19 protein-coding genes and 1 pseudogene are annotated in these 18,863 nt (G+C 67.3%); 1 reads left to right on the forward strand and 19 read right to left on the reverse strand.

Annotated features, from left to right (window positions below):
- Nucleotides 1-151 precede the first annotated feature (151 nt).
- Nucleotides 152-535, forward strand: a complete 384-nt coding sequence (locus ACYVIP_RS21530; protein WP_460399053.1) for a hypothetical protein — start codon at nt 152-154, stop codon at nt 533-535.
- On the opposite strand, the gene ACYVIP_RS21535 is transcribed toward ACYVIP_RS21530, so the two are convergent.
- From ACYVIP_RS21535 to ACYVIP_RS21625, 19 genes and pseudogenes are all read right to left on the reverse strand, one after another.
- Nucleotides 522-890: a CHC2 zinc finger domain-containing protein gene (locus tag ACYVIP_RS21535; RefSeq protein WP_460399056.1), complete on the reverse strand. Its 369-nt coding sequence runs from the start codon at nt 888-890 to the stop codon at nt 522-524. The genes ACYVIP_RS21530 and ACYVIP_RS21535 overlap by 14 nt on opposite strands.
- A 50-nt stretch (nt 891-940) precedes the next feature.
- Nucleotides 941-4,753 (reverse strand): MobF family relaxase, encoded by a 3,813-nt coding sequence (gene mobF / locus ACYVIP_RS21540; RefSeq protein ID WP_460399058.1) that lies wholly within the window; start codon nt 4,751-4,753, stop codon nt 941-943.
- A 248-nt stretch (nt 4,754-5,001) separates the two neighbouring features.
- The gene (locus ACYVIP_RS21545) at nt 5,002-5,949 is read right to left on the reverse strand and encodes a hypothetical protein (protein WP_460399060.1); all 948 of its coding nucleotides are present in this window, start codon (nt 5,947-5,949) and stop codon (nt 5,002-5,004) included.
- A gap of 1,064 nt (nt 5,950-7,013) precedes the next feature.
- Nucleotides 7,014-7,139, reverse strand: coding sequence for a hypothetical protein (locus ACYVIP_RS21550; protein WP_460399062.1), 126 nt, complete (start codon nt 7,137-7,139; stop codon nt 7,014-7,016).
- 274 nt (nt 7,140-7,413) lie between these two features.
- Nucleotides 7,414-7,815 carry a hypothetical protein gene (locus ACYVIP_RS21555; protein ID WP_431428842.1) on the reverse strand — a complete coding sequence of 134 codons (402 nt, stop codon included), beginning with the start codon at nt 7,813-7,815 and terminating at the stop codon, nt 7,414-7,416.
- A gap of 120 nt (nt 7,816-7,935) precedes the next feature.
- Nucleotides 7,936-8,418 (reverse strand): single-stranded DNA-binding protein, encoded by a 483-nt coding sequence (gene ssb, locus ACYVIP_RS21560; RefSeq protein WP_460399064.1) that lies wholly within the window; start codon nt 8,416-8,418, stop codon nt 7,936-7,938.
- Between the two features lie 393 nt (nt 8,419-8,811).
- A complete protein-coding gene (locus ACYVIP_RS21565; protein WP_460399066.1) occupies nt 8,812-9,129 on the reverse strand; it encodes a hypothetical protein in 318 nt (105 codons plus the stop codon).
- A gap of 225 nt (nt 9,130-9,354) precedes the next feature.
- Nucleotides 9,355-9,816, reverse strand: a complete 462-nt coding sequence (locus ACYVIP_RS21570) for a hypothetical protein (RefSeq protein WP_460399068.1) — start codon at nt 9,814-9,816, stop codon at nt 9,355-9,357.
- 194 nt (nt 9,817-10,010) lie between these two features.
- Nucleotides 10,011-10,820 (reverse strand): deazapurine DNA modification protein DpdA family protein, encoded by an 810-nt coding sequence (locus ACYVIP_RS21575; protein WP_460399070.1) that lies wholly within the window; start codon nt 10,818-10,820, stop codon nt 10,011-10,013.
- 5 nt (nt 10,821-10,825) lie between these two features.
- On the reverse strand, nt 10,826-11,494 hold the full coding sequence (locus tag ACYVIP_RS21580) for a DUF6927 domain-containing protein (RefSeq protein ID WP_460399072.1): 669 nt from the start codon (nt 11,492-11,494) through the stop codon (nt 10,826-10,828).
- A 122-nt stretch (nt 11,495-11,616) separates the two neighbouring features.
- Complete coding sequence (locus tag ACYVIP_RS21585) at nt 11,617-12,948, reverse strand: hypothetical protein (protein ID WP_460399075.1); 1,332 nt, start codon at nt 12,946-12,948, stop codon at nt 11,617-11,619.
- 108 nt (nt 12,949-13,056) lie between these two features.
- Nucleotides 13,057-13,752: a hypothetical protein gene (locus ACYVIP_RS21590; protein WP_460399077.1), complete on the reverse strand. Its 696-nt coding sequence runs from the start codon at nt 13,750-13,752 to the stop codon at nt 13,057-13,059.
- Nucleotides 13,753-13,891: 139 nt separating this feature from the next.
- Nucleotides 13,892-15,489: pseudogene (locus tag ACYVIP_RS21595) on the reverse strand (YifB family Mg chelatase-like AAA ATPase).
- 141 nt (nt 15,490-15,630) lie between these two features.
- A complete protein-coding gene (locus ACYVIP_RS21600; RefSeq protein ID WP_460399079.1) occupies nt 15,631-16,092 on the reverse strand; it encodes a hypothetical protein in 462 nt (153 codons plus the stop codon).
- Between the two features lie 45 nt (nt 16,093-16,137).
- Complete coding sequence (locus ACYVIP_RS21605) at nt 16,138-16,680, reverse strand: hypothetical protein (protein WP_460399081.1); 543 nt, start codon at nt 16,678-16,680, stop codon at nt 16,138-16,140.
- A gap of 155 nt (nt 16,681-16,835) precedes the next feature.
- Nucleotides 16,836-17,327, reverse strand: coding sequence for an SLOG family protein (locus tag ACYVIP_RS21610; protein WP_460399083.1), 492 nt, complete (start codon nt 17,325-17,327; stop codon nt 16,836-16,838).
- A 59-nt stretch (nt 17,328-17,386) separates the two neighbouring features.
- On the reverse strand, nt 17,387-17,797 hold the full coding sequence (locus tag ACYVIP_RS21615) for a hypothetical protein (protein ID WP_460399085.1): 411 nt from the start codon (nt 17,795-17,797) through the stop codon (nt 17,387-17,389).
- A gap of 64 nt (nt 17,798-17,861) precedes the next feature.
- Nucleotides 17,862-18,323 (reverse strand): hypothetical protein, encoded by a 462-nt coding sequence (locus ACYVIP_RS21620; protein ID WP_460399087.1) that lies wholly within the window; start codon nt 18,321-18,323, stop codon nt 17,862-17,864.
- Nucleotides 18,324-18,560: 237 nt separating this feature from the next.
- On the reverse strand, nt 18,561-18,722 hold the full coding sequence (locus ACYVIP_RS21625) for a hypothetical protein (RefSeq protein WP_460399089.1): 162 nt from the start codon (nt 18,720-18,722) through the stop codon (nt 18,561-18,563).
- Between the last annotated feature and the right edge of the window lie 141 nt (nt 18,723-18,863).

The raw sequence follows: 18,863 nt of genomic DNA on the forward strand, positions 1-18,863 counted from the left end.
GCGTCGACGACGCGGAAGCGACGGACGCCTTTCGGCAGCGGTGGGCGCAGGCTGCGGCACGCCGCACGGCTCAGCTCGGACCAGCACGGACTTCGACGCCCACGTCGAAGCCGAGTTCGGTGCCGACTCCGGAGCAACCACGGTGACGGCGATGCCCACGCCGGACAGTGTGCTCGAGGAGCAGTGTGCGGAGCTGTTGCTGCGGTTCCGTCGGCGGCGGATCGCACTGTCGGCGGCGATCATCGAACTGACCGCACTGGCACGGCGCCCAGCCATGCTCACTGATGACGAGCTTGCCAGCCACCTCGCCCGGATCGACCACGCGCACCGGGGCGGCGCGGTGAAGACCCACCCGACCGGTCCGTGGGCCGGCGCGCCGACCGGCCGGGCCATCGCCGGACACCTCGGTGTCGGCAAGACGAAGCTGCGCGCGGTCAGGGACGCCTACTACACCCTCTACCTCGGACTGCGGCCCTACGACGCGGACGAACCCGTCACCCCTACTAGCGACGGGCCATGTGTCAACGCCCGGTGATCTTGGTGGCGAACCGAACACGATCCCCGGCCTCGCCGCACCGGAAACAGTGAAAGGTACCCAGCGGCTCCGGCCGCATACCGAACGCCGTGGATTCGCAGAACGGGCACGCACTGCGTAGCTGGGCACCGTCGAGCGGGCGTAGCGCCGTGTGCTCAACGACCAGCTCGACGATTCCGGGAGGTCCAGACAGTGCGGGCTCAGGACCGGTCGGCACTGTGGGGTTTGCCGCACGTCGCGCGTGGCCCCCGAGGTCTGCTCGTCGTCGGCGTGGACGCGCTGCAGGAAATCGCGACGACACCCGGGTGGGCTTCGATGCTCTCCCTTGTCTTTCGCCCTGGTCGTTCGCCCTCATCACAGCGTGACGTTGACCTGCGTCGTCCGAGGATGTGGTTTCGGGGTCAGCTATGGACCGATGTCGGGTCCGGGTGTCGGTTCGGGTGCTGGCTGGGCCTGGGTGTCGGCTTGTGGTGGGTCGGTGGTTGGTTGGTTGGCCATGCGGGTGCGGAGGTTGGCGAGGCGGTCGCGGAGGCGGTGGGTGCGGGTCTCGATCTCGACGTCGGTGTGTGGTTCGGGTATCGGGTTGTCGTTGAGGTATCGGGCGACCCAGGCGCGGGCGCGGCCTTGTTCGCCGCGGTCGCAGGGTGGGAGTAGGACGGGGTGGGTGTCGGGGATGAGCCAGCGTTCGCGGTAGGCGGCAACGTGGCCGACGCGTCGGATCCAGGTGTCGCGTGTGATGGGGTCGACGGGGAGGTCGCCGAGGCCGGCCGCCCAGGCAGGGTGTGTGTGGGCGACGTGTTCACCAAGTTCGTGTACCCGGCTGGCGATCCGGTCGGCTCGCCGCTGGAGCCATTCGGTGAGCTCGCGGTGTGCCGGGTCGGTGTCGTTGGGATCGTGCTCGGGCGGGGTGGTTACCCAGCCGGGTAGGAGGTCGGGTCGGCCGGGGTCGGGTGTGTGTCGGGGTAGGTCGCGGGCGAGTCGGTAGTGGAGCACTTTCGCGGCGGATCGGGCCGGGTTGTGGGGGTCGGAGGCGAATTCGCGCTCGTCGGCACGTTTCTGGAGGAGGGCGACCGGGTCACGGCCGGCGTCGTCGAGCTTGAACAGGAGAGAGCGGAGCGCGGGCCAGGCGTCGTCGGTGAGGATGTCGTCGGCGTCGACTTCCCCGGTTGGGTGGGGGAAGGCGTCGCGGATCCAGTGTTCGGCTTGTTCGTGGGCGTCGGGTCCGCGGTGTACGTCGAGGCCGTAGTCGTATTCGGGGACGAGGTTATCGAGCCGTTCGGGGTCAGTGAGGGCCTGGCGCAGTGTTTCGGTGGCGGACAGTTCGGCCCCTTCGCGGGCGAGGATGGCGGCCAGGGCGCGTATGGCGGGGGTGGCTTCGCGGTAGCGGTAGAACAGGTCGCCGGGCAAGATGGTGGGTTCGTCGGGGTGGAGCACGGTTTCCGTGTCCAGGTAGGCGTAGTTGCCGTAGACGCCGCGGGAGAGTGCGACGAGGGCGGCTTCGCGGGTGGCGGAGACGGTGAGGAACGCGCGGGCGGTGTCGACGGTCATGCCCTGACTGCGATGGATGGTGGCGGCGTAGCCGAGTTCGACCCACTCGCGGACATACCAGGCGGGCAAGGTGCGGCGGCCGCGATGTTGGACATGGCGGACAGTGAGCCGGCCGTCGGCGTGACGGTTCTCGACTTCCCACAGGTCGCCGTTCTTGACGTAGTCCCGCCCGCGCAGGACGGTGAGTTGGCGTCGGTTCTTGCGGGTGACGATCCGGTCGCCGACGCCGGCGTGGGCACCGTCGTGCAGCTCGACCCCGCCGAGTTCGGCAGCGCCGGTGGCGCGGCGTTCAGCCTGGGCGCGAGCGGAAAGTTCGCGGGTGACGTCGGCGGAGTCGGACATCATGATCGACGTGCGACCGGCGGCGACGTCAGCTTTCCAGTCCCCGTACAACTGGTCGAGCGCGACGGCCCGCACCCCGCCGAACAGCCGCCCGTGGGAGGCGTAGAACTCGAGCGCTTGGGGGTCGCCGACCCGGAACTGCAGGACGGCTTGGGCTTCGGCGGGGTCTGCGAAGCGGCGGACGTCGGTGAGTTCCACTCCCCCGCTGTCGTGGTAGATCAACCGCATCGCGCCGCCCGCCTCGACCGCGGAGAGCTGGCGGTGGTCGCCGACCAGACGCACGACCGCGCCATGCGCGGCGGCGATGGCACGCACACCGTCCAAGGAGCGGGTATCGGCCATGCCGGCCTCGTCGACCAGCAACATGTCCCCGACCTGGATGTCGAGGTCGACGCCGAGGGCGTGGGCGAGCAGCAGGCTGTGGATGGTGTTCGCCCGCACGCCGAGCTCGTCGCCCAGAACGCTGGCCGCGACCGCGGACGGGGCGAACCCGAGCACGCGGCCGCCGGTCGTCTCCCACGCCTCGCGAACCGCGCGCATGGCGGTGCTCTTGCCGGTCCCGGGTGGCCCGATCCCGATGGCGAGGAACTGGCCGCTGGAGACGAAGTGCTCGACGAGCGCGCGTTGGCCGGGGTTGAGCCGGACCTTCTTGCTGCTTGACGTCTCGAACCGGCGGATGGCGAGGTCGCGGGCGAACCGGGACACCACCGGCCCCGCCGCTGTCTGGGATGCGTTGACCAGGCGTTGTTCGGCGGCGAGGATCTGTTCGCTGGTGTAGCGCTGGGAGCCGTGCCGGATGAATACCGACTCCCCGTCCGGCCGCTGGAGCAGGCTCGGGACGGGCTCGACCTCGACGTCGAGCAGCACGGACTCGCGGCCGAGCGCGAGCTGGGCGACCGTCTCCACCGCGGCCATCCGCTCCTCCGCGCCGGCGAAGTCGACCGGCCGCAGCTGGCGGTGAGCCTCGGCCCGGATATGGAAGATGTTCCAGGTCGCCCGGCTGGCCGAGACGGCGTCGACGACCGCGGCAGCCGCTTGCTCGGGGTTGTACTCGAGGGATGCGGCCTGGCGGTGCAGGCACCCGGCGATGACGTCGGCAATGGACACGCCGGACAGCAGGTCGTGGGCGTGGCGGGTCCAGTCAGCGATCTGGTCCGCCAGGGTACGTAGCGCGGACTTGGTCGGCCGGGTGGCGAGTGTCGCCTGCTGGGCGAGCTGGATCTGCACCGTCCTGGACGGCGTGTGTCCGTGGCGGCGGACGTAGTCGCGGACCAGCTCGTCGTACCCGGCCTCGACTTGGGAGCGGCGGCGGCTGAACCCGCGGATCCACTCCATCGGCATGCCCGCGATCTCCCGCACGGCCCGCTTACCGGGGCCTTTCGACACCTCAACGAATTCCGCGCCGAAGCGTTCGACAATTCCTTGCTCGACCGCGGAATTGTAGACCTCGCTCATGCTGACCGCCGCGGCGTGCAATTGTTTGCTGTCCAGCGTGCGCCACCGACCGTCCTCCCCCAATACGCGGTTCGCCACGGTCACGTGGGTGTGCAAATCCGGATCACCGGCACGCGAATCACGATGGACAAAGGCGACCGGGACAAAGCCGTGCGACGGCACTTGCGCGATACCACCCGCGCCCATTCTGGTGAAGGCGGCGACTTGTTCGCCGTAGGTCAGTGCGCGTCGCCAGGCGGCCTCGTGGATCTCCTCCACCGCCGTGCGGATCTCGTGGCCACCCAACGCCCACAGCAGCGACACCGACTTGACCGGCGAGAAGACCAGGTCGAAGCCAGCCACCGCGTGCCTGGCGCGGCCCAGCTCGTCGGCGATGTACTTCTTGACGTCCTCGCGTGTGATGACCTCACCTGGCCGCCGCTCGGCCAGCAGCTTCTGCGCGATGTCTTCCTTGATCCGCCGCCGTTCCTGCACAGTCGGGCGGCGGTGGTGGTCGCGCTCGAACTGTGCATAAGCCGCGGTCGCCATCTTGGCGAGCGGGATCTCGTTGTCGTACTGGCCGAACCGGCGCCCCAGCCGCGCCTGCGCTCGGGCCTTCTCGAACGGCATCCCGGCGGCGACCCGCTCGGCGATGAACGCGTTCGCGTCCGGCCGCAGTCCCTCGCCGAACAGGGCGAGCATCTGCTCTTCCGAGACGACCCCGGACACGTCGAGATCGGCGATCCCGGCCCCGGCCCACTGGCCGGGCGGGTTGCCTTCAACGGTGTAGTACGCGACGAGCGGATCGTGCGCGGAGCGCTGCACATCCCCACTGGCAACCTGACGCGTCAGGTACTGATAGCCATCCCCGGCGTGCAGCACGTGACACGTCATGGTCACCGTGCGGGCCCGTGGCCCCTTCCCCCCAGGGCACCAAGTCTACCCTGCTCCGCGACCGGATTTGCTTCCGCACACTGCGAGTGCCAGAGGTGTGTGATCTTTTGATCTTGAGGAGTTGAGGGATAATAGATGATCTTGAGTGAGCGGGTTGGGTGTTGAGGCTGTGGAGAGTTGGCCTGTGGTGCTGGGGTGATCGGCGGTGGTGCGTGGCCCCAACTTGGTCGGGGCCACGCACCGCGCGATCACGCTGCGGCGGACGCTAGGGCGGGCTCGGCGTCGGAGGGTCGGGCGCTCTCCTCGGCGGCGAGCTGTCGGCAGTCGGAGCACGCTCCGTCACGCACTCGCGTCGCGCTGCCGCACTCGCACCTGGCCGTGATGGGCTCGTCCTTGACGGGTTCGGCGTTGACCAGCTCGACATTCGCCGCGCACCATGCCTTGATGAGCGTTTGGGCCTCGGGGCCGACGGCGTGCCACTCGGCATTGAGCAGCGCGCGGGCGGTGGCGGGACGGTGGCGGCTCGCGATGTAGGTACAGCGGGCGGCTACGGCGTCGGCGGCGGTGAAGTCGGCGGGCAGGCTGGGGATGCCTTCGCGGCCCTTGTCGCGACACTCGGAGCACAGACCGTCGTCGGACAGGTCGCCTTCGCGGACTCGCGGGGCGTGGTCGGCTCGGGTGCGCTCGGTCCAGCACGTCACACAGTCCAGACCGCGCAGGGCGTAGAGGGCGGCGTTGTCGTAGTCGATGGCGTAGGCGTCGGCTCGTGGGCCGTAGGCGGGCTGGTCGTCGACGCCTGCGCGGGTCTGGGCGTAGTTATCGGCGGTCTGGTCGGCTTGGCCACGGATGCGACGGGCGCGGCGATCGTTGCGGCTTGCCGGTGCGTTGCGGCGGGCGCGGACTGGGCTAGCGGGGCGCGCGATGTCCCTTCGGGACTGGGGGACCTGCGGGAGGTCGTCGACCTGGCGGGAGTCCCACTCGTCACGTGCTGGTGCGCACGCTTCGATGATCTTGAGGGCCACCGGGTGCGCCCGGTGCTGGTTCCACAGTGCGCAGAGCTTGGGGCGGGCAACAGCGCTGGGGCGTGAGAGGATCTCGGCGCACTCGGTGAGCAGGGCGAGAACGTGTGGAGCGACGTTGTCCAACAACCGGGCCATGAGGTGCTTGGCGTCTCGCAACTTGCCGTTTTTGATCATCGTAGCAACGTCGGTGACTGCGTCCGAAACACAAGGCGATTGCGTCATATCGATCAGCGTCCTTCGAATCACTTTCAGCGAATTCACCGAGCTTGGCGTTCTCGGTGTTTCTTTCTCTTCAATCCTACCAACAATTGCGGCAATTATCAAGGTATCGTGCGCACTTATTCACCCTTTTTGCCTGTGAATTGAAGACGACGTGAACTTATCTAATTCGCGCACGCGCGCCTTCTTATTTTGTTTACCTTCTTTTCCTGCCGTCCCCTTCGCGCTTTTCGGCACTGGTGGCGGGGTGGTCGGGTCAAGGGTCGAGCTTGCTCGATCGGCGAAGCCGACGCCGTCAGGCGCCCTTGAGGCGGCCACCCCGCCATGAGACGCTCAAAAGCGAAGGGTGTGTGGTGACGCGCGGCTGCGACCCCCTCGTGATCGGCATGGCCCTGGGCCTGGGTGAGCCGGCTGGCACTGGCGGTCTGGATAGACTGATTGTGCCTGTCGTGCAGGGTGTGAATCAGCCCAGCGACGCGGCAGGCGTCGTGCCAGCGCAGCTTGGCGGGCCGAGCCCACGGGATCGGTAAGCCTTCGGGCTTCTGCGCTGGCACACCCATCTGTCCTCTCGGCCTTACCGGCCGACGGGGTAACCCGGCGTAAGGCGGTCCGCTGGCCTGGCCTCCGAGGCAGTGCTGATCATCCAACGCGAGGACGTGGAACGGCCTGGTTGCGGAGTCCGCAGTGCCGCTCACGGTGCGTTCGTACAGGGGAAATGCGTCAGCCGGGTCGCGTCATGCGGCTGGCCTACTGTCCGTCGGCTGCGCTGTTCCGACGAGGGTCGAGGTGACGGTGGTCCACCGGCTTCCCGCGCCCGTGCGCCGGGTTGGCGACGGGCAGATGACGGGATCGCCTGGCGCGACGTCGTGGCCGACGTAGAAGGTATGACAGCCGCAGGCCAAGAGCGCGAACGTCGCTGGGCCTGCCCGGAGAACAGGGTGTTCGTCCTGCAGCATGAGGACCTCTCGTACGGTCGGGGTCGGTCTTGAGGCGGACCGCCCGGGGTGAGGGCGTGGTGATCAGGTTCGGGCTTGTGTCGCCGCGGAGCGGAGGCCCGCGGTGACGTAGCCCTCGCAGCCGATGACGACCCAGCCGCCGTCCCGGTTGCTGACGAGGCCGTGCACGGACAGGTCGTCTGCTGTCATGGCGGTGACCGTGGTGTCGCACTCCGTGCAGTAGTCGAGGAGTAACGCGCAGGTCCAGCAGCGGCGTGGGCGGTAGCCATCGATTCGGAGGTGAGCGTCGAGTTGTCCGATGGCGTGGTGAACGTCGACGGGTGTGGGTAGGCCGACACGGAGACCGTCGCCCTCGTCGCAGCAGCGGCGGACGCAGCCGGGACACCAGCCGTGGTAGGTCAGCCGCGCGGGTGTGCCGCAGCGTTGGCAGCCTCGGCGGAGAGGCCAAAGCCGAAGCGACACGTCAGCTCCTCCCCCGTGACGGTTGGGTGGAGGCGGCGTCGTCCGGCGGATCGCCGATGGCGAGATAGAACCAGGTCACGTCCCGGTTCCACTCGGTCGCGCAGAGCAGACAGTCGAACAGGGTGCGACGCAGCCTGCCGGGCTGTCGGCGGGTGTGCGTGCGGGTGCCGCGGCAGACCTCGCAGTCCCCGCGCCAGAACCGGCAGGCCGGGGAGACGTCGTAGTAACGGCCACTCAGACAGGCCGGGCAGCCACACAGGTCCGTCCTTGGATCGCCCGCGGGCGGTGGGGTGCTCGGGAGTGGCTGGTGGTAGGGCGGCCTGGGGACGAGGGAGTCGTGCAGGACGTAGCCGAAGTCGAATCGGCCGACCGGCTCGGCGGTCGATGGGAGAAGAGTTCGCACGGTAGGGCTCCTGGAACGGCCTCGGCCGGGCACCTCGCGAGGTGCCCGGCCGAGGGGAGAGCAGGGCGGCGTCCGTGGGGCTCGGCGCCGCCCTGCTTGGTTAGCTGGTCAGGGTTGGGATCAGAACGGCGGCTTGTCGCCGCCACCGGCGGACGCGCCGACCAGCTCGCGCTCCGCCTCGGGGGTGCCCCAGGGGTCCTCGGTCGTGGACGGCGCCACGACGCGGGTGGGAGCGGAGCCGCGACCGGCCTTCGCGACGGTGGCAACCTGCCACCGCAGGTTCGGACCGATGGCGTCGACCTCCAGCTCGATGACCGAGCGCTTCTGGCCCTCGCGGGTCTCGAAGGTCCGCTGCTTGAGACGCCCCTGGACGATGACGCTCATGCCCCGGCGAAGGCTCTCGGCGACGTTCTCGGCCATGTCCCGCCAGATGGTGCACCGCATGAACAGGGGGTCGCCGTCCTTCCAGCCCGCGCCCTGGACGAACTGGCGGGGCGTCTCGGCGACGGTGAGGTTGGCGACGGCGTGCCCGCTGCCGGTGAAGCGCAGCTCGGGGTCGGCGGTGAGGTTCCCGACGATGGTGACGACCGGCTCGTTAGCCACTGTTCTGTCTCCTTCTCGATTCTACCCGCACGCTTGGGTGCGGGATGGTGGTGCTGTCGATCTGCCGCATGCGTGATCAGGTCGTGCTGGGGCCCGAAGGGGTGGCGGGGGTTCTGGGTCGGCCGGTCGGGGAAGATCGCCGGAGGCGACCGAGCGAAGCTCGGCTTGTCTTCTCCGGGCGGGTGGCCCAGGTTCATCGCCACGAACCCCGGCACGACCTGATTGCATCTGGGCAGATCGACAGGACCACGATCACGGGCCCGACCCTTTCCCTCACCGCTCCCAGCCACCTCGGAAGCTGTCCGGCGGGTGTCAGGCGTCAAGTAGCCACGTCGGTGCTCTGTGCTCGTTGTTTCAGGACGGCGATGTCAGAGGTCGACTGTTGGATTGCACTTATGTTCGCTCGATGCCTGGGAACTCGGCCGGGTTGAACTCGTAGTCGGCGCGGACCACGTACTCGTCCTGGGCTGTCCGGATCACCCAGCAGCGTTCACCGTCATATGTGAACTGGACGATCTGCTCGTCCGGCTGAGCGTCCAAGGCGGCGGTGGCGATCTCGTCAAGCTCTCGATCTGCTTCTGTCTCGCGTGCGGCGTAGTAAGCGTCCAAGGCCGCGTCTGGGTCGAACTCCGTCGGAACTTCGGACAGAGCAGGACCTGCGTCGGTGCGGTCTACCGGGCCGACGATGGCGACGACCGGCTCGTTAGCCATGGGTTTGCCTCCTCCTCAACTCCACCCCCCACACCGGATCCGGGATGGTGGTGCTGTCGGTCTGCCTGCGTGATCAGGTCGTAGCGAGGATCGGTGTCCTGCGTCGGATACTTGGGAGTCAGGACACGCCCTCGAGTTCGACGGCGCAGAGAAGCGGTCACCACCAATCAGAGTTGGACAGAGCGGCAGCTCTCCTGCTGATCGCGGCGGGACCAAGGACGCGATTCACCGGCCTGGCATGGCGGCGCATGCACGCACGAAGGTAGAAGCGGCTGCCAGCACGTTGCCGTCGAAGGCTCTGGCGAGGTCTTCCAAGGTGAGGCCGGTGTCTTCCAGGTCCTCGGGATAGATGTACCAGGGCACGTGAAGGTCGGTCTCAACCCCATACCGTGTACCGGTCTCGACGCTTTCGATGACACCGTGCGCAAGGCCGTGGATGCTGCCGATACCGATCTGCCACTCCTCGGCGTTCAGGACCCAGCGGAATCCGGATACCTCGTGCTCCTCGTCGACGGCGTGACCGACAGCGGCCGGCACCCGCCTCCAGTCGTTCGCGTCAGCGATGACGGCGACAGCACCGTTGACCAGCCCTTCGGCGTAGAGCAGGGCGGTCTGTAGCGGCGCCGCCAGCCAGGTGTTGAGTTGGCGGGCAATGACAAGTTCAACCGATGTGACCGAAGAGAACATAACACCTCGCAGATGTGGATAGATGACTGGCGTGCATCGACTCTCGGTAGCGGATCATGCGCTGAGTCGACATGACGCGACGTTGCCCACGACCGCTGCGAACAACCGCAGCGAACTGATGCAGCTGCCTTGATGGACGACGTGGGTTGCTCGCGTCTTCTCTGGCTTGTAAGAAGGTTGTGATGCTTGTGAAGTCAGGCGGCGAAGCTGAGCGCCAGTGCCGTCTGTTGTGGGACGTTCTGCACGTCGACGGTTTCCTGCCACCATTGCCGGGCGTAGCGGGGGCAGTTGTTGCACGGTCCACGATGGACACAGCCAGGAAGCCGGATACCGGATCGGCGTGCGGTCGCCGACCACGCGAGGCTGTCCGCTGATGAGATCGCGTGCCCGATCCGGGCAAGGCCGTCGCGTTTCACTCCGAAGCAGTGCAACGGGATTCCCCGTGCTGCCAACGTGGTGACGATGGCCGCGATATCTGCCGAGGAAACTCGTTTGCACACCGACCCCAGCCCCACGAGCGGTTCTTGGGTCAAGTCAACCCCGGCTTCTCGATGCATCTGCTCATGCCGCAGGTAGTCCTCCAGGCGCCAACCCTGAAGCGTTGGCAGCCAGCGTGCATGGGGAAACTCGCTACGCAGGTACAGCAGCGAGTCGAGGGTGAACTCAAGGTGATCGGTGACGGTGAAGCCGGACGCGGCGAGCGCACCTGGTTCGCAGGGCATGTCCTGGATGGCCACGAAATCCGGGGGGCGGCCGATGTCCTCGATGAACCGGTAGATCCGGCCGCCGTAGGTGTCGGGCGAGTCGCGCCAGTCGCCGAAGCGGCTGATCTCGGTATACGCGCCGGAGTCGATCGCATAGTCCGTCGCGATGCCTTTGGGAAAATCGTCGCCCCGGCGCCGGTAGGCCGAGAGTGTGTTGTAGGTGACGAACAGTGGTATCCCGGCGAACCGATGGTCTTCCAGCCAGCGGCCGCGGTGAGTGCCAAGGTAGAAGCGGGTCACTCCACTCACCCAGCCTCCTGTCCGGACACCAGTAGTGCCTCCTCGTCGTGGGAGCCTGGCTTGGCACGGCTGGGTGATGGCGCGGCTGGCCCAGAACCAGCTGCGGCGGCGGGTGCGCTGATCTCCCAGCGGTGACGCTCCGCCCACTGGGAACCGAGATTGCAGAGGAATCGGGTGCCGTCGTCAGTGATCGCCTGCCAGGCGATAGTCCGGCCAGTGCGGTGCACGCACCGGAACTGGCTAGCTTGCAGGCCGTTCTCGAATCGCACGGGTTCCGCCGTTCGGATGACCACATCGGCGATGACGCCACGCAGCTTGTCTCGGATCGCGTTGCGGTGAGCGAGATTGGCCCGGCACCGCTCGCGCCAATCGATCGCATCAGCGTTGTCGGTGGGAGTCAACACGTCCAGCACCGAGGCCGGTGCGTCCGCCGCGTACGGTCCCGTCGACTCGTGCATGTCCTTGTACGCGAAGTTGAACCGTCCACGTGCCCACCGCATCAGCACCACGAGCGCCCAAACCTCACCGGTGGAGCACGTTCGGATCGCGGCATAGAAGACTCTGTTCCTGCTGGCGCACTGCACGATCTCGTAATCGGGACTGCTGAGCAGTTCGCGCTCGAAGTGGGCGCGATCGGTCTCGCCCTTCGGGCGATAGTAGGAAAGCCAGCCCATAACCATCTCCTCACATAGTCCACTGTGTAACCGACAGTTCAGAGCGGCGTCCGGCATCGGCACCGCTCAGCTCTACCTGCACGGACACGCATCCACGGTCGCGGCGAGATGCGCTATCGGTGTCACATGGCCAAGGGCAGCGGCGTGGCGCCACCGCCACGAATGGCTTCGCGAGCGAGCGCGGTGCGCCACTCGCGGTCGAACCCGGCGTGTTCCTTCGCGCGAATGGCGCCCGGAAGCAGGGCGTACTCGTAGGTGGTGAGTGGCCATTCGCGTGGCCGGTCCGGCAGGACCCGCACGTCCACGCGAGGAATCTGGTCACCTTCGGTCCACACCACCGTGTCGTGCACGGCGGCCAGGCGCTCCAGGGCCACGAGCCCCTCATCGCGGGTCGAGGTGGTGACGTGGGGTCGGATCGACCGCCAGGTGTCACCTTTCCGGGCAGGGTCCTTGACGGTGCGTCCGTCCCGGCCTCGCAGGCTCTTGCCGGTCTCGGGGTCTTTGACCGACGCAGCCCGGTACACCCGGCGGGTCTCGACCACCGTCCACGTGGTCGCGTCCGCGAGTTCGCTGTCTGCCAGCTCCGTCACGCCGCTGATCTCCCGTGTGCGGACGAACTCGGCTGCGGATAGCGATCCGAACAGCCGCATCCGACGGTTGATCGACAAGGCACGCCGCTCCATGCGGAGCGCGTACGCGCCGGCCTCGGGCTCCGCGCGCCACCGTGCGGCAAGCGCGTTCCGGCCAGCTTGTGGTGCCTGGAAACAGCAGAACTGGCAACAGGACCGTGGGTAGACGAACCCGTTCAGCGCCTTCTTCAGGTAGCTAGCGCACCAGGTTCGGTCGCGGCGCTTCTCGATCAGCGGATACCACGGGCGCCGGGCGTTCGTGGTGTAGGAGCTGTCTCGCTTGGCGCGCCACGTCTCCTCGGCGGCGAACGCGACTGCGTGCCGGAAGTCCGGCCTGACACGACCAGCGGTGATCTCGTCTGCGATCGCCGAGTCCAGAACCTCGCCCTTAGCTCGGTAGCTACAGAGACGACGTCCTGAGACGATCTGCGGCAGAGTCAGTGCATGTTCCATCTCTTCACCGAGATGCCATGCGCCGCGCGGGATCAGTTCGGTCGGTGCAGTGCTGTCGGCGAGGATGTCGTAACCGTCGCGAGTGGACTGTCCACCGCGCGCGACCTGGAGGAACCGAATCCCGTGCTCGCGAAGCATTGGCACCAGGTGCGCGTTGGCGGCGTCGATGGTGGATCGGTACTCGTCGCCGGTGATCGCGGTGATCACGAGCAACTCGTCGAGGTCGAAGCCGCGGGACTTGGGTTTGGTGCACCACAGGTGCAGAAGTGCCATCGAGTCGACGCCACATCCGTTGCAGAACACGACGGTGGCCGGTGGCCGACCGGTCAGATTCGGGTACTCGTGAACGTGGTTGCGCTCCAGCTTGGTCACCGGTCACCTCCTTTGTCTCGCAAACGTGAGCAGGGGCGGTCCCGCCACCGGGGAAGGGATGGCGGGACCGCCGGGGGCAGCGGTCAGCTGCCTGCTGTGGGGATGGGGTCAGGGCCGGGGGTGGTGTTCGATCCGCGCGAGCAGGTCACGGTCGTGAGTGACCAGCTCGACGCTGGTGCCGGGGCCGAGTTGGTGGGTAAGGACGTGCAGTGCGGTCCGGATGAGTGACTCCGGATCGTGGTGGTCGGTGCCGATCCGCACCCCGTACACGGTCGAGCCCGGTCCTCGTCCGGGCCGCTCCCCCAACGCCGTCCGCAGCGCGCGCCTCGCGTCTGTCGGATCTTGATCCGGATCGATGCCCAGTTCGAGGAGCCAGCTGGTGACCTCGCCGACAACGTCGCTGCCGGGCCAGCTTCCGTCGCCCTCTTCGATGTCTTTGATCCGGCTGAACAACGACAGAATCGCCGCGCCCTCCGGCGAGTTCGGGTCGACCACCGGCGGCGACGCGGACGGACGTCCGTACCTGTGGTCGTCCCAGTCTCTGACTGGAGCGTCTGCGCCGGTGTGGAGACCGCGAGGGTCATCGTGGTTCTTGAGGGCTCGCACAGCGATGGAATCGGCGGCGGCGTCGCTCACGGGCTGGGTGACCGCGAGCGCCTGGATCATTGCGTCGTAGATCGGCGCGTCCGCACTCGCTTGCGTCCGCACGTCTGACCCGGTCGACGTGTCAGCGCTGCTGTCTGGGGTGGTACCGATCGTGTTGGCGTGACGGTCAGAAGTTCCGTCCGTGTGATGGCTGTTCATGTGTCCCCTCGAGTTAGTTCGGCTAGGCAAGCGCCACCCGGGCCGCGTGTGTGTGGCAGGTCAGCTCCCGCCCGGAATGAGGCGGTGTCGCGGCGGTGCCGGTCGTGATGCGGGCGGCACCGCCGGGGTCAGGAGGTGCTCAGGAAGGACGGCGGTCTCGAAACTCCAGCGCTTCGGTGATCTCGTCACGGCCAGGGCGGACGAGGCCGGCGAGATCGGCGAGAGTCCATGCCACTCGCAGGGCGCGGACCCAGCCGCGCCCTGACATCGCACCGTTCTCCAACGCCTGGTCCAGCGGCGCGGTTGTCAACCGAGGCAACCGGAACTCAGCGTGGGTAAAGGTGGTGGCGGGCACATCGGCGTTGGTACTCCCCCGGTGTTCTGCCCAGCGTTGGGCAGCCCGGGTTCGCGCGGCGGACACCCGAGTGCGCAGATTGGAGCCGCCTCCGGCGCTGAGGTGCCCGGAGCGCTGTCATCTGGTGGACGGAGTCGCACCCGCAGGTCGACGCGGTCAAGCAAGGGGCCGGTAATCCGGGCCAGGAACCGGCGCCGCGCGTGCGGACTGCACGAACAGTCCTGTTCGGGCTGTCGGCAGGGACAGGGCGCGGTGGCAAGGACGAGTTGGAAGCGGGCCGGGTAGCGGAAGACCCCGTCTCGGCGGGCAAGACGGACCTCGCCGTCGTCCACGGCGCAACGCACGGCCTCCAACCGGTCGGCTCGGAACTCGCTGACGTCGTTGAGGAACAGGACACCCCGGTGGGCCTGCGTCATGGCGCCGGGCCTGGTGACGCCCGAGCCGCCACCCACCAAGGCTGGCATGGACATCGAGTGGTGTGGCGCGATGAACGGCGCGGTCAGCGCGAGCGAGGTGTCGGGCCCGAGGCAGCCCGTCACCGACTGGACCGCGGCGACTTCCAGCGCTTCCTCGTCGGTCAGCGCGGGCCGCAGCTGATGCAGGAGCGTGGCGTAGCGCCTGCACCCCGCGCCGGGGCGGCCGACCAGCAACAGGTAGTGGTCTCCGGCTGCGGCGACCTCCACCGCCCGGACCGCTTCGGGCGGACCCGAGACGTCGAGTGCGTCGGAGGCGTTCGCGTCCGCCATCGCCGCACGGCCGCCGGGCGAAGTGCGGTGCGCAACGTCGACGGCAGAGCCGACCGGATCGGCGATGGCCGAGGTGGCGACCGATGTGGTGGCTGAGGCGGCTTGAGCAGAGTCGGACAGCTGTCCGCGGAGCCCGGCGACGGCCGTAGCCAGCCGATCGGCGCCGACCACGCGGACACCAGGCAGCAGCGCAGCCTCCGGAAGTGAGCTGGTCGGCACGACCGCCCGGTCGAGTCCTGCCCGGCGCGCGGCGAGTAGTGCGGGCAGGACACCGCGCACAGGCCGTAGCTGCCCGTCGAGCCCAAGCTCGCCCAGGAGCACGGTGTGTGTGACCTCGTGAGCCGGGAGTTCGTCGGCGGCGGCCAACACCGCGCACGCCATGGCGAGATCAGCCAGCGTTGTGCCGTCTCGGAGCGGGTGGGAGGTCGTGAGCAAGACCGGTTCGGTGGGCCACGGCAGTCCGCTGTTGCGGAGTGCCGCGCGGATCCTCTCCCGTGTTTCCCGCTCGACGGGGTGGATCTGCGAGGCAGGGAGGGCGTCCGATGGTGTTGGCACGATCTGGGCGCTGATCGTGATGGGTGTTCCGTCGATGCCGTGTAGGGCGATCGACCTGGTGGCCGCTGCCCGAATGGTCATCAGAGCGTCACCTCCACTCGCCGCCGCCGTTTGTGCCGTGCCGGCGGACTCGTGACGGCGTGTGCGGCGGTGCGCATCGTCGAAAGCAAGAGTGCGGGGTGAGACATGGGATGTGAGCCCTCCCTGGGACGAACGGTGTGATCAGCCCGGTTCGGTGGCGTCATAGCGCTGGTAGCGGTGCTGGACCCACCAGTTGGTGATGGTGGCGGTGGTGAGCAAGTCGGTGGCGTCGACCAGGACGGCGACGTTGTCGCGCGCGAGGACGTCGTTGCTGGCCTTGAATAGTCGAACCATCGCGGCGTGTGCAGCACGCTCACGCGTACGGAGCGGTCCAGCCATCGCCTGCAGGCCCTCGTGGTTCAGGCCGATCACCCGCCGACGATGAGCGTCGTAGGCGGCCCGGTCGACGAGTCCGAGTGTCCAGACACGATCGGGGATGTTGGGAATGAGCAGTGAAATCGTGTCGTTGCAACGTCGACAACGGAACCGGTCGTTGCTCCCTGACGCGTCCCAGATGGACATTCCTGTCGCGCCGCTCGTTGTGCAACCGTCGGTGACACATTCACCGTTGAACAAACCTTTACGTGACATCGCTTTCCTCACCAGGAGTTGGTAGGTGTGGTGTTCGGGATGTGGCGGTCGTGCCGATCACCACTCTTTGACCTCGACCACCCGTGTTCCGACTCGACGCTCCGCCCAATACAGCGCGGCGTCTGGTGTGGCGAACCTGTGCCGGTGATGTGATGTGGTGAGCGTGACGAAGTCCGAGGACGCGATGGCCCATTTCCCGCGTGGGGTGCGAGCCAGGTGCAGCCATACATCTGCGTCGTGGGTGAACCAGGTCACCGTGTCCGCGTCATGCTCGGCGTAGAGGTCGCCGGTGATGTCGCTGCCGTTCTTCCCGTACTGGCGTTGGACGCGGGTCGGCTCGATCGGGCGGCCGTCCTCAGTCCACCACCGGGTGGTGTCGGTGTAGTCCTCGCCGCCGTCCTCGTTTTCCCGATAGGTCTGGACGATGGTGCGGGTGATCCCAGCGGTACCGTGACCGGCGATGCTGTGCGCGATGTCCGCGGCGTTCTCCGCGCTCGCCGCCTCAATCGAGAAGGTGGGGAGATCCGTTCCGGCGGAGTACCACCCGCCCGGATCGGGCCGGTCATGGATCCGTCGTGCAGAGATGCTGTATTTGGCCATACTGGTCGTCTCCGTCCACATAGGGCATCGCGCCGAGGAGTGGTGTTGTCGGGACTACGCCGCGCAGACATTGACCCGCGCTGAGTCCGGAGCTGGATAGTGGTGCCGTGTGATGACCGACGTGCCGGTCGTCGCGCGGTAAACGATCGTGGGAATCAATGCCTTGCGCGCCAAGGTCGCGGTGTGGGTCGCGCCGGCGGATCGTCCAGGATGAACGCCAGGCAGACGTCGGCACCCAACGCGATCATCGCCTCGTTCCGGCGGAACCCGGCCGAGCGGTCCAGAACGCCTCGGGTGCGCCACTGTGCGGGATGCCGCTCGACTCGACCGCCCCAATGTTCCCAGCACGCCTCGCACAACGCGTCCGCTCCACGGGGGCATGCACCGGACACCAAGATCGCCGAAGGGCGCCACACCTGAACGAGAGCGGCGCGGATCGTCGGGCGGTGGTTCCAGTTCCTCGAGCCAGTGATGAGAATCCGTCGCGTCACAACATCCTCCACAACAACGAAGGGTTGGGACCCTGCCGGAATGTGTCCGGTCGGGTCGGTGTGCGCGCGTTCAGCGTCGCCGCTGCGGTTCTGTCCAGCCGCACGCTCTTCGCGGCTGGACAGGTTCGCGGCGGTGAGGCATCGTGTAGCGCTCACCGGTCCCGACCGGACACACTGGACAGCACCGCGTACTACTTCGCCGTGCGGCTCAGGCTCTATTCGTTGTCGTGGTGGGGCTTGTCGTCGGTTAGGACGAGTGGGGTGTCCCTGCCGATGGCTTCGGCGAGACCGCGTCGGCGGGCTTCCCTGTCCAGGAGATCCGCGAGTTCAGGTGCGATGGCCTTCAGCTTGAGGTAGCGGGCACCGAAACCGTGGACGTAGCGCGGCATGCAGTTGGGACCGAACTCGGCGTCGATGATCCAGCACGTCTCGCCACGCAGGCGCGACAGGCCATAGGACCGTGAGTCGTCGGGAGCGGTGAAAGTGATCGTGAGGTGAGCGTCGAGACCCACCATGGCGCCGAAGACGCCGGGTTCGGCCCTGCGCTGCATGCTGGTCACGGTCGCCGACACCGTGATGGCGTCATCGCCGGCGTCGAGGGTGATGGTTTCTGGAGAGCTGGCCATGAGTGTTCCTCCACGCGGCCGGTGTCGCGCTGACAAAGCGGGGGTTCGTGTTGGCAGGTTCGGGTCAGTCCCACCAGATGCGGATGCGGTAGGGGTTCTCACCGGGACTGTTGTCGACGAACAGATCGGCGACAGTGGGGTACTGCTGGACGGTGATCTCGTCGGCGCGCATGGAGCGGGCCCAGGTGATCACCTTCTGCGCGTAGTCGCGCCGCTGCTCGTCGGTGTACCGGTCACCACCGCCCTTTGTGGACGCGATCCGTTGGTGGGTGAAGAACGGGACGTCGATGTAGAGAACGGCCGATCCTTCGGCGCCGAACTCGACCTGCATGGCGTCGTCGAACAGTGTCCCGATCGTGGCTGCGACCTCGCTGGGCATGAAGTTGTTGCCACCAAGGGCAGAGTTCATGACCGCATCGAAGGTCGCGCGGTTGGAGAGGTTCACCGTGAAGTTGGTCGAGACTCGTTGGCCGAGCTGAACGAACCTGACGATGTCGGCCTGGACGTTCCTGTGGTTGCTGTTCACGTTGTGCTCCTCGGGGATCATCAGCGTTCGCTGCATGGCGGGTAGCGGCCCGCCGACGCAGTTGGCCTCTTTGGGCGGACAGCAGCAAATCGATGTGGTACGCATCCGATGTGCCAAGCCACGGACGTAGCTGCGGATGGCGTGGTGTGCTGTCAGGCGGCGAGCGAGGCGCCGAGAAGTCGCTCAACCTCGTGGCGACGTCGACGAACCGCATTTGGGTCGCGCGGAACCGGTCAGTTAAAGAAAACGCGCGAACAGGTTCCTGCTTATGAAGGTGGCGATTTGCCACACGATTCTCGATGCGCCGACTAGCATCTTGATCACGATTAGAGAACCCATAATGACCGCCACGAGCAGCCAGAACACCATCGTGACAATACCCAGGGCGGTGGCTTTCACAGACGCTCACCGTCGAGTCCGTTTAGGTGTCGGGTCAGGTGGCGCATGGGCACTGTTGTGTCGGCGGGGATGGCCATGGATACCTGCGCTTTCATTAAGTGGAGGACACAAGGCGGTCCGGCCGATGCGGGCCGACTGAGG

This window comes from Actinophytocola sediminis (assembly GCF_054779715.1).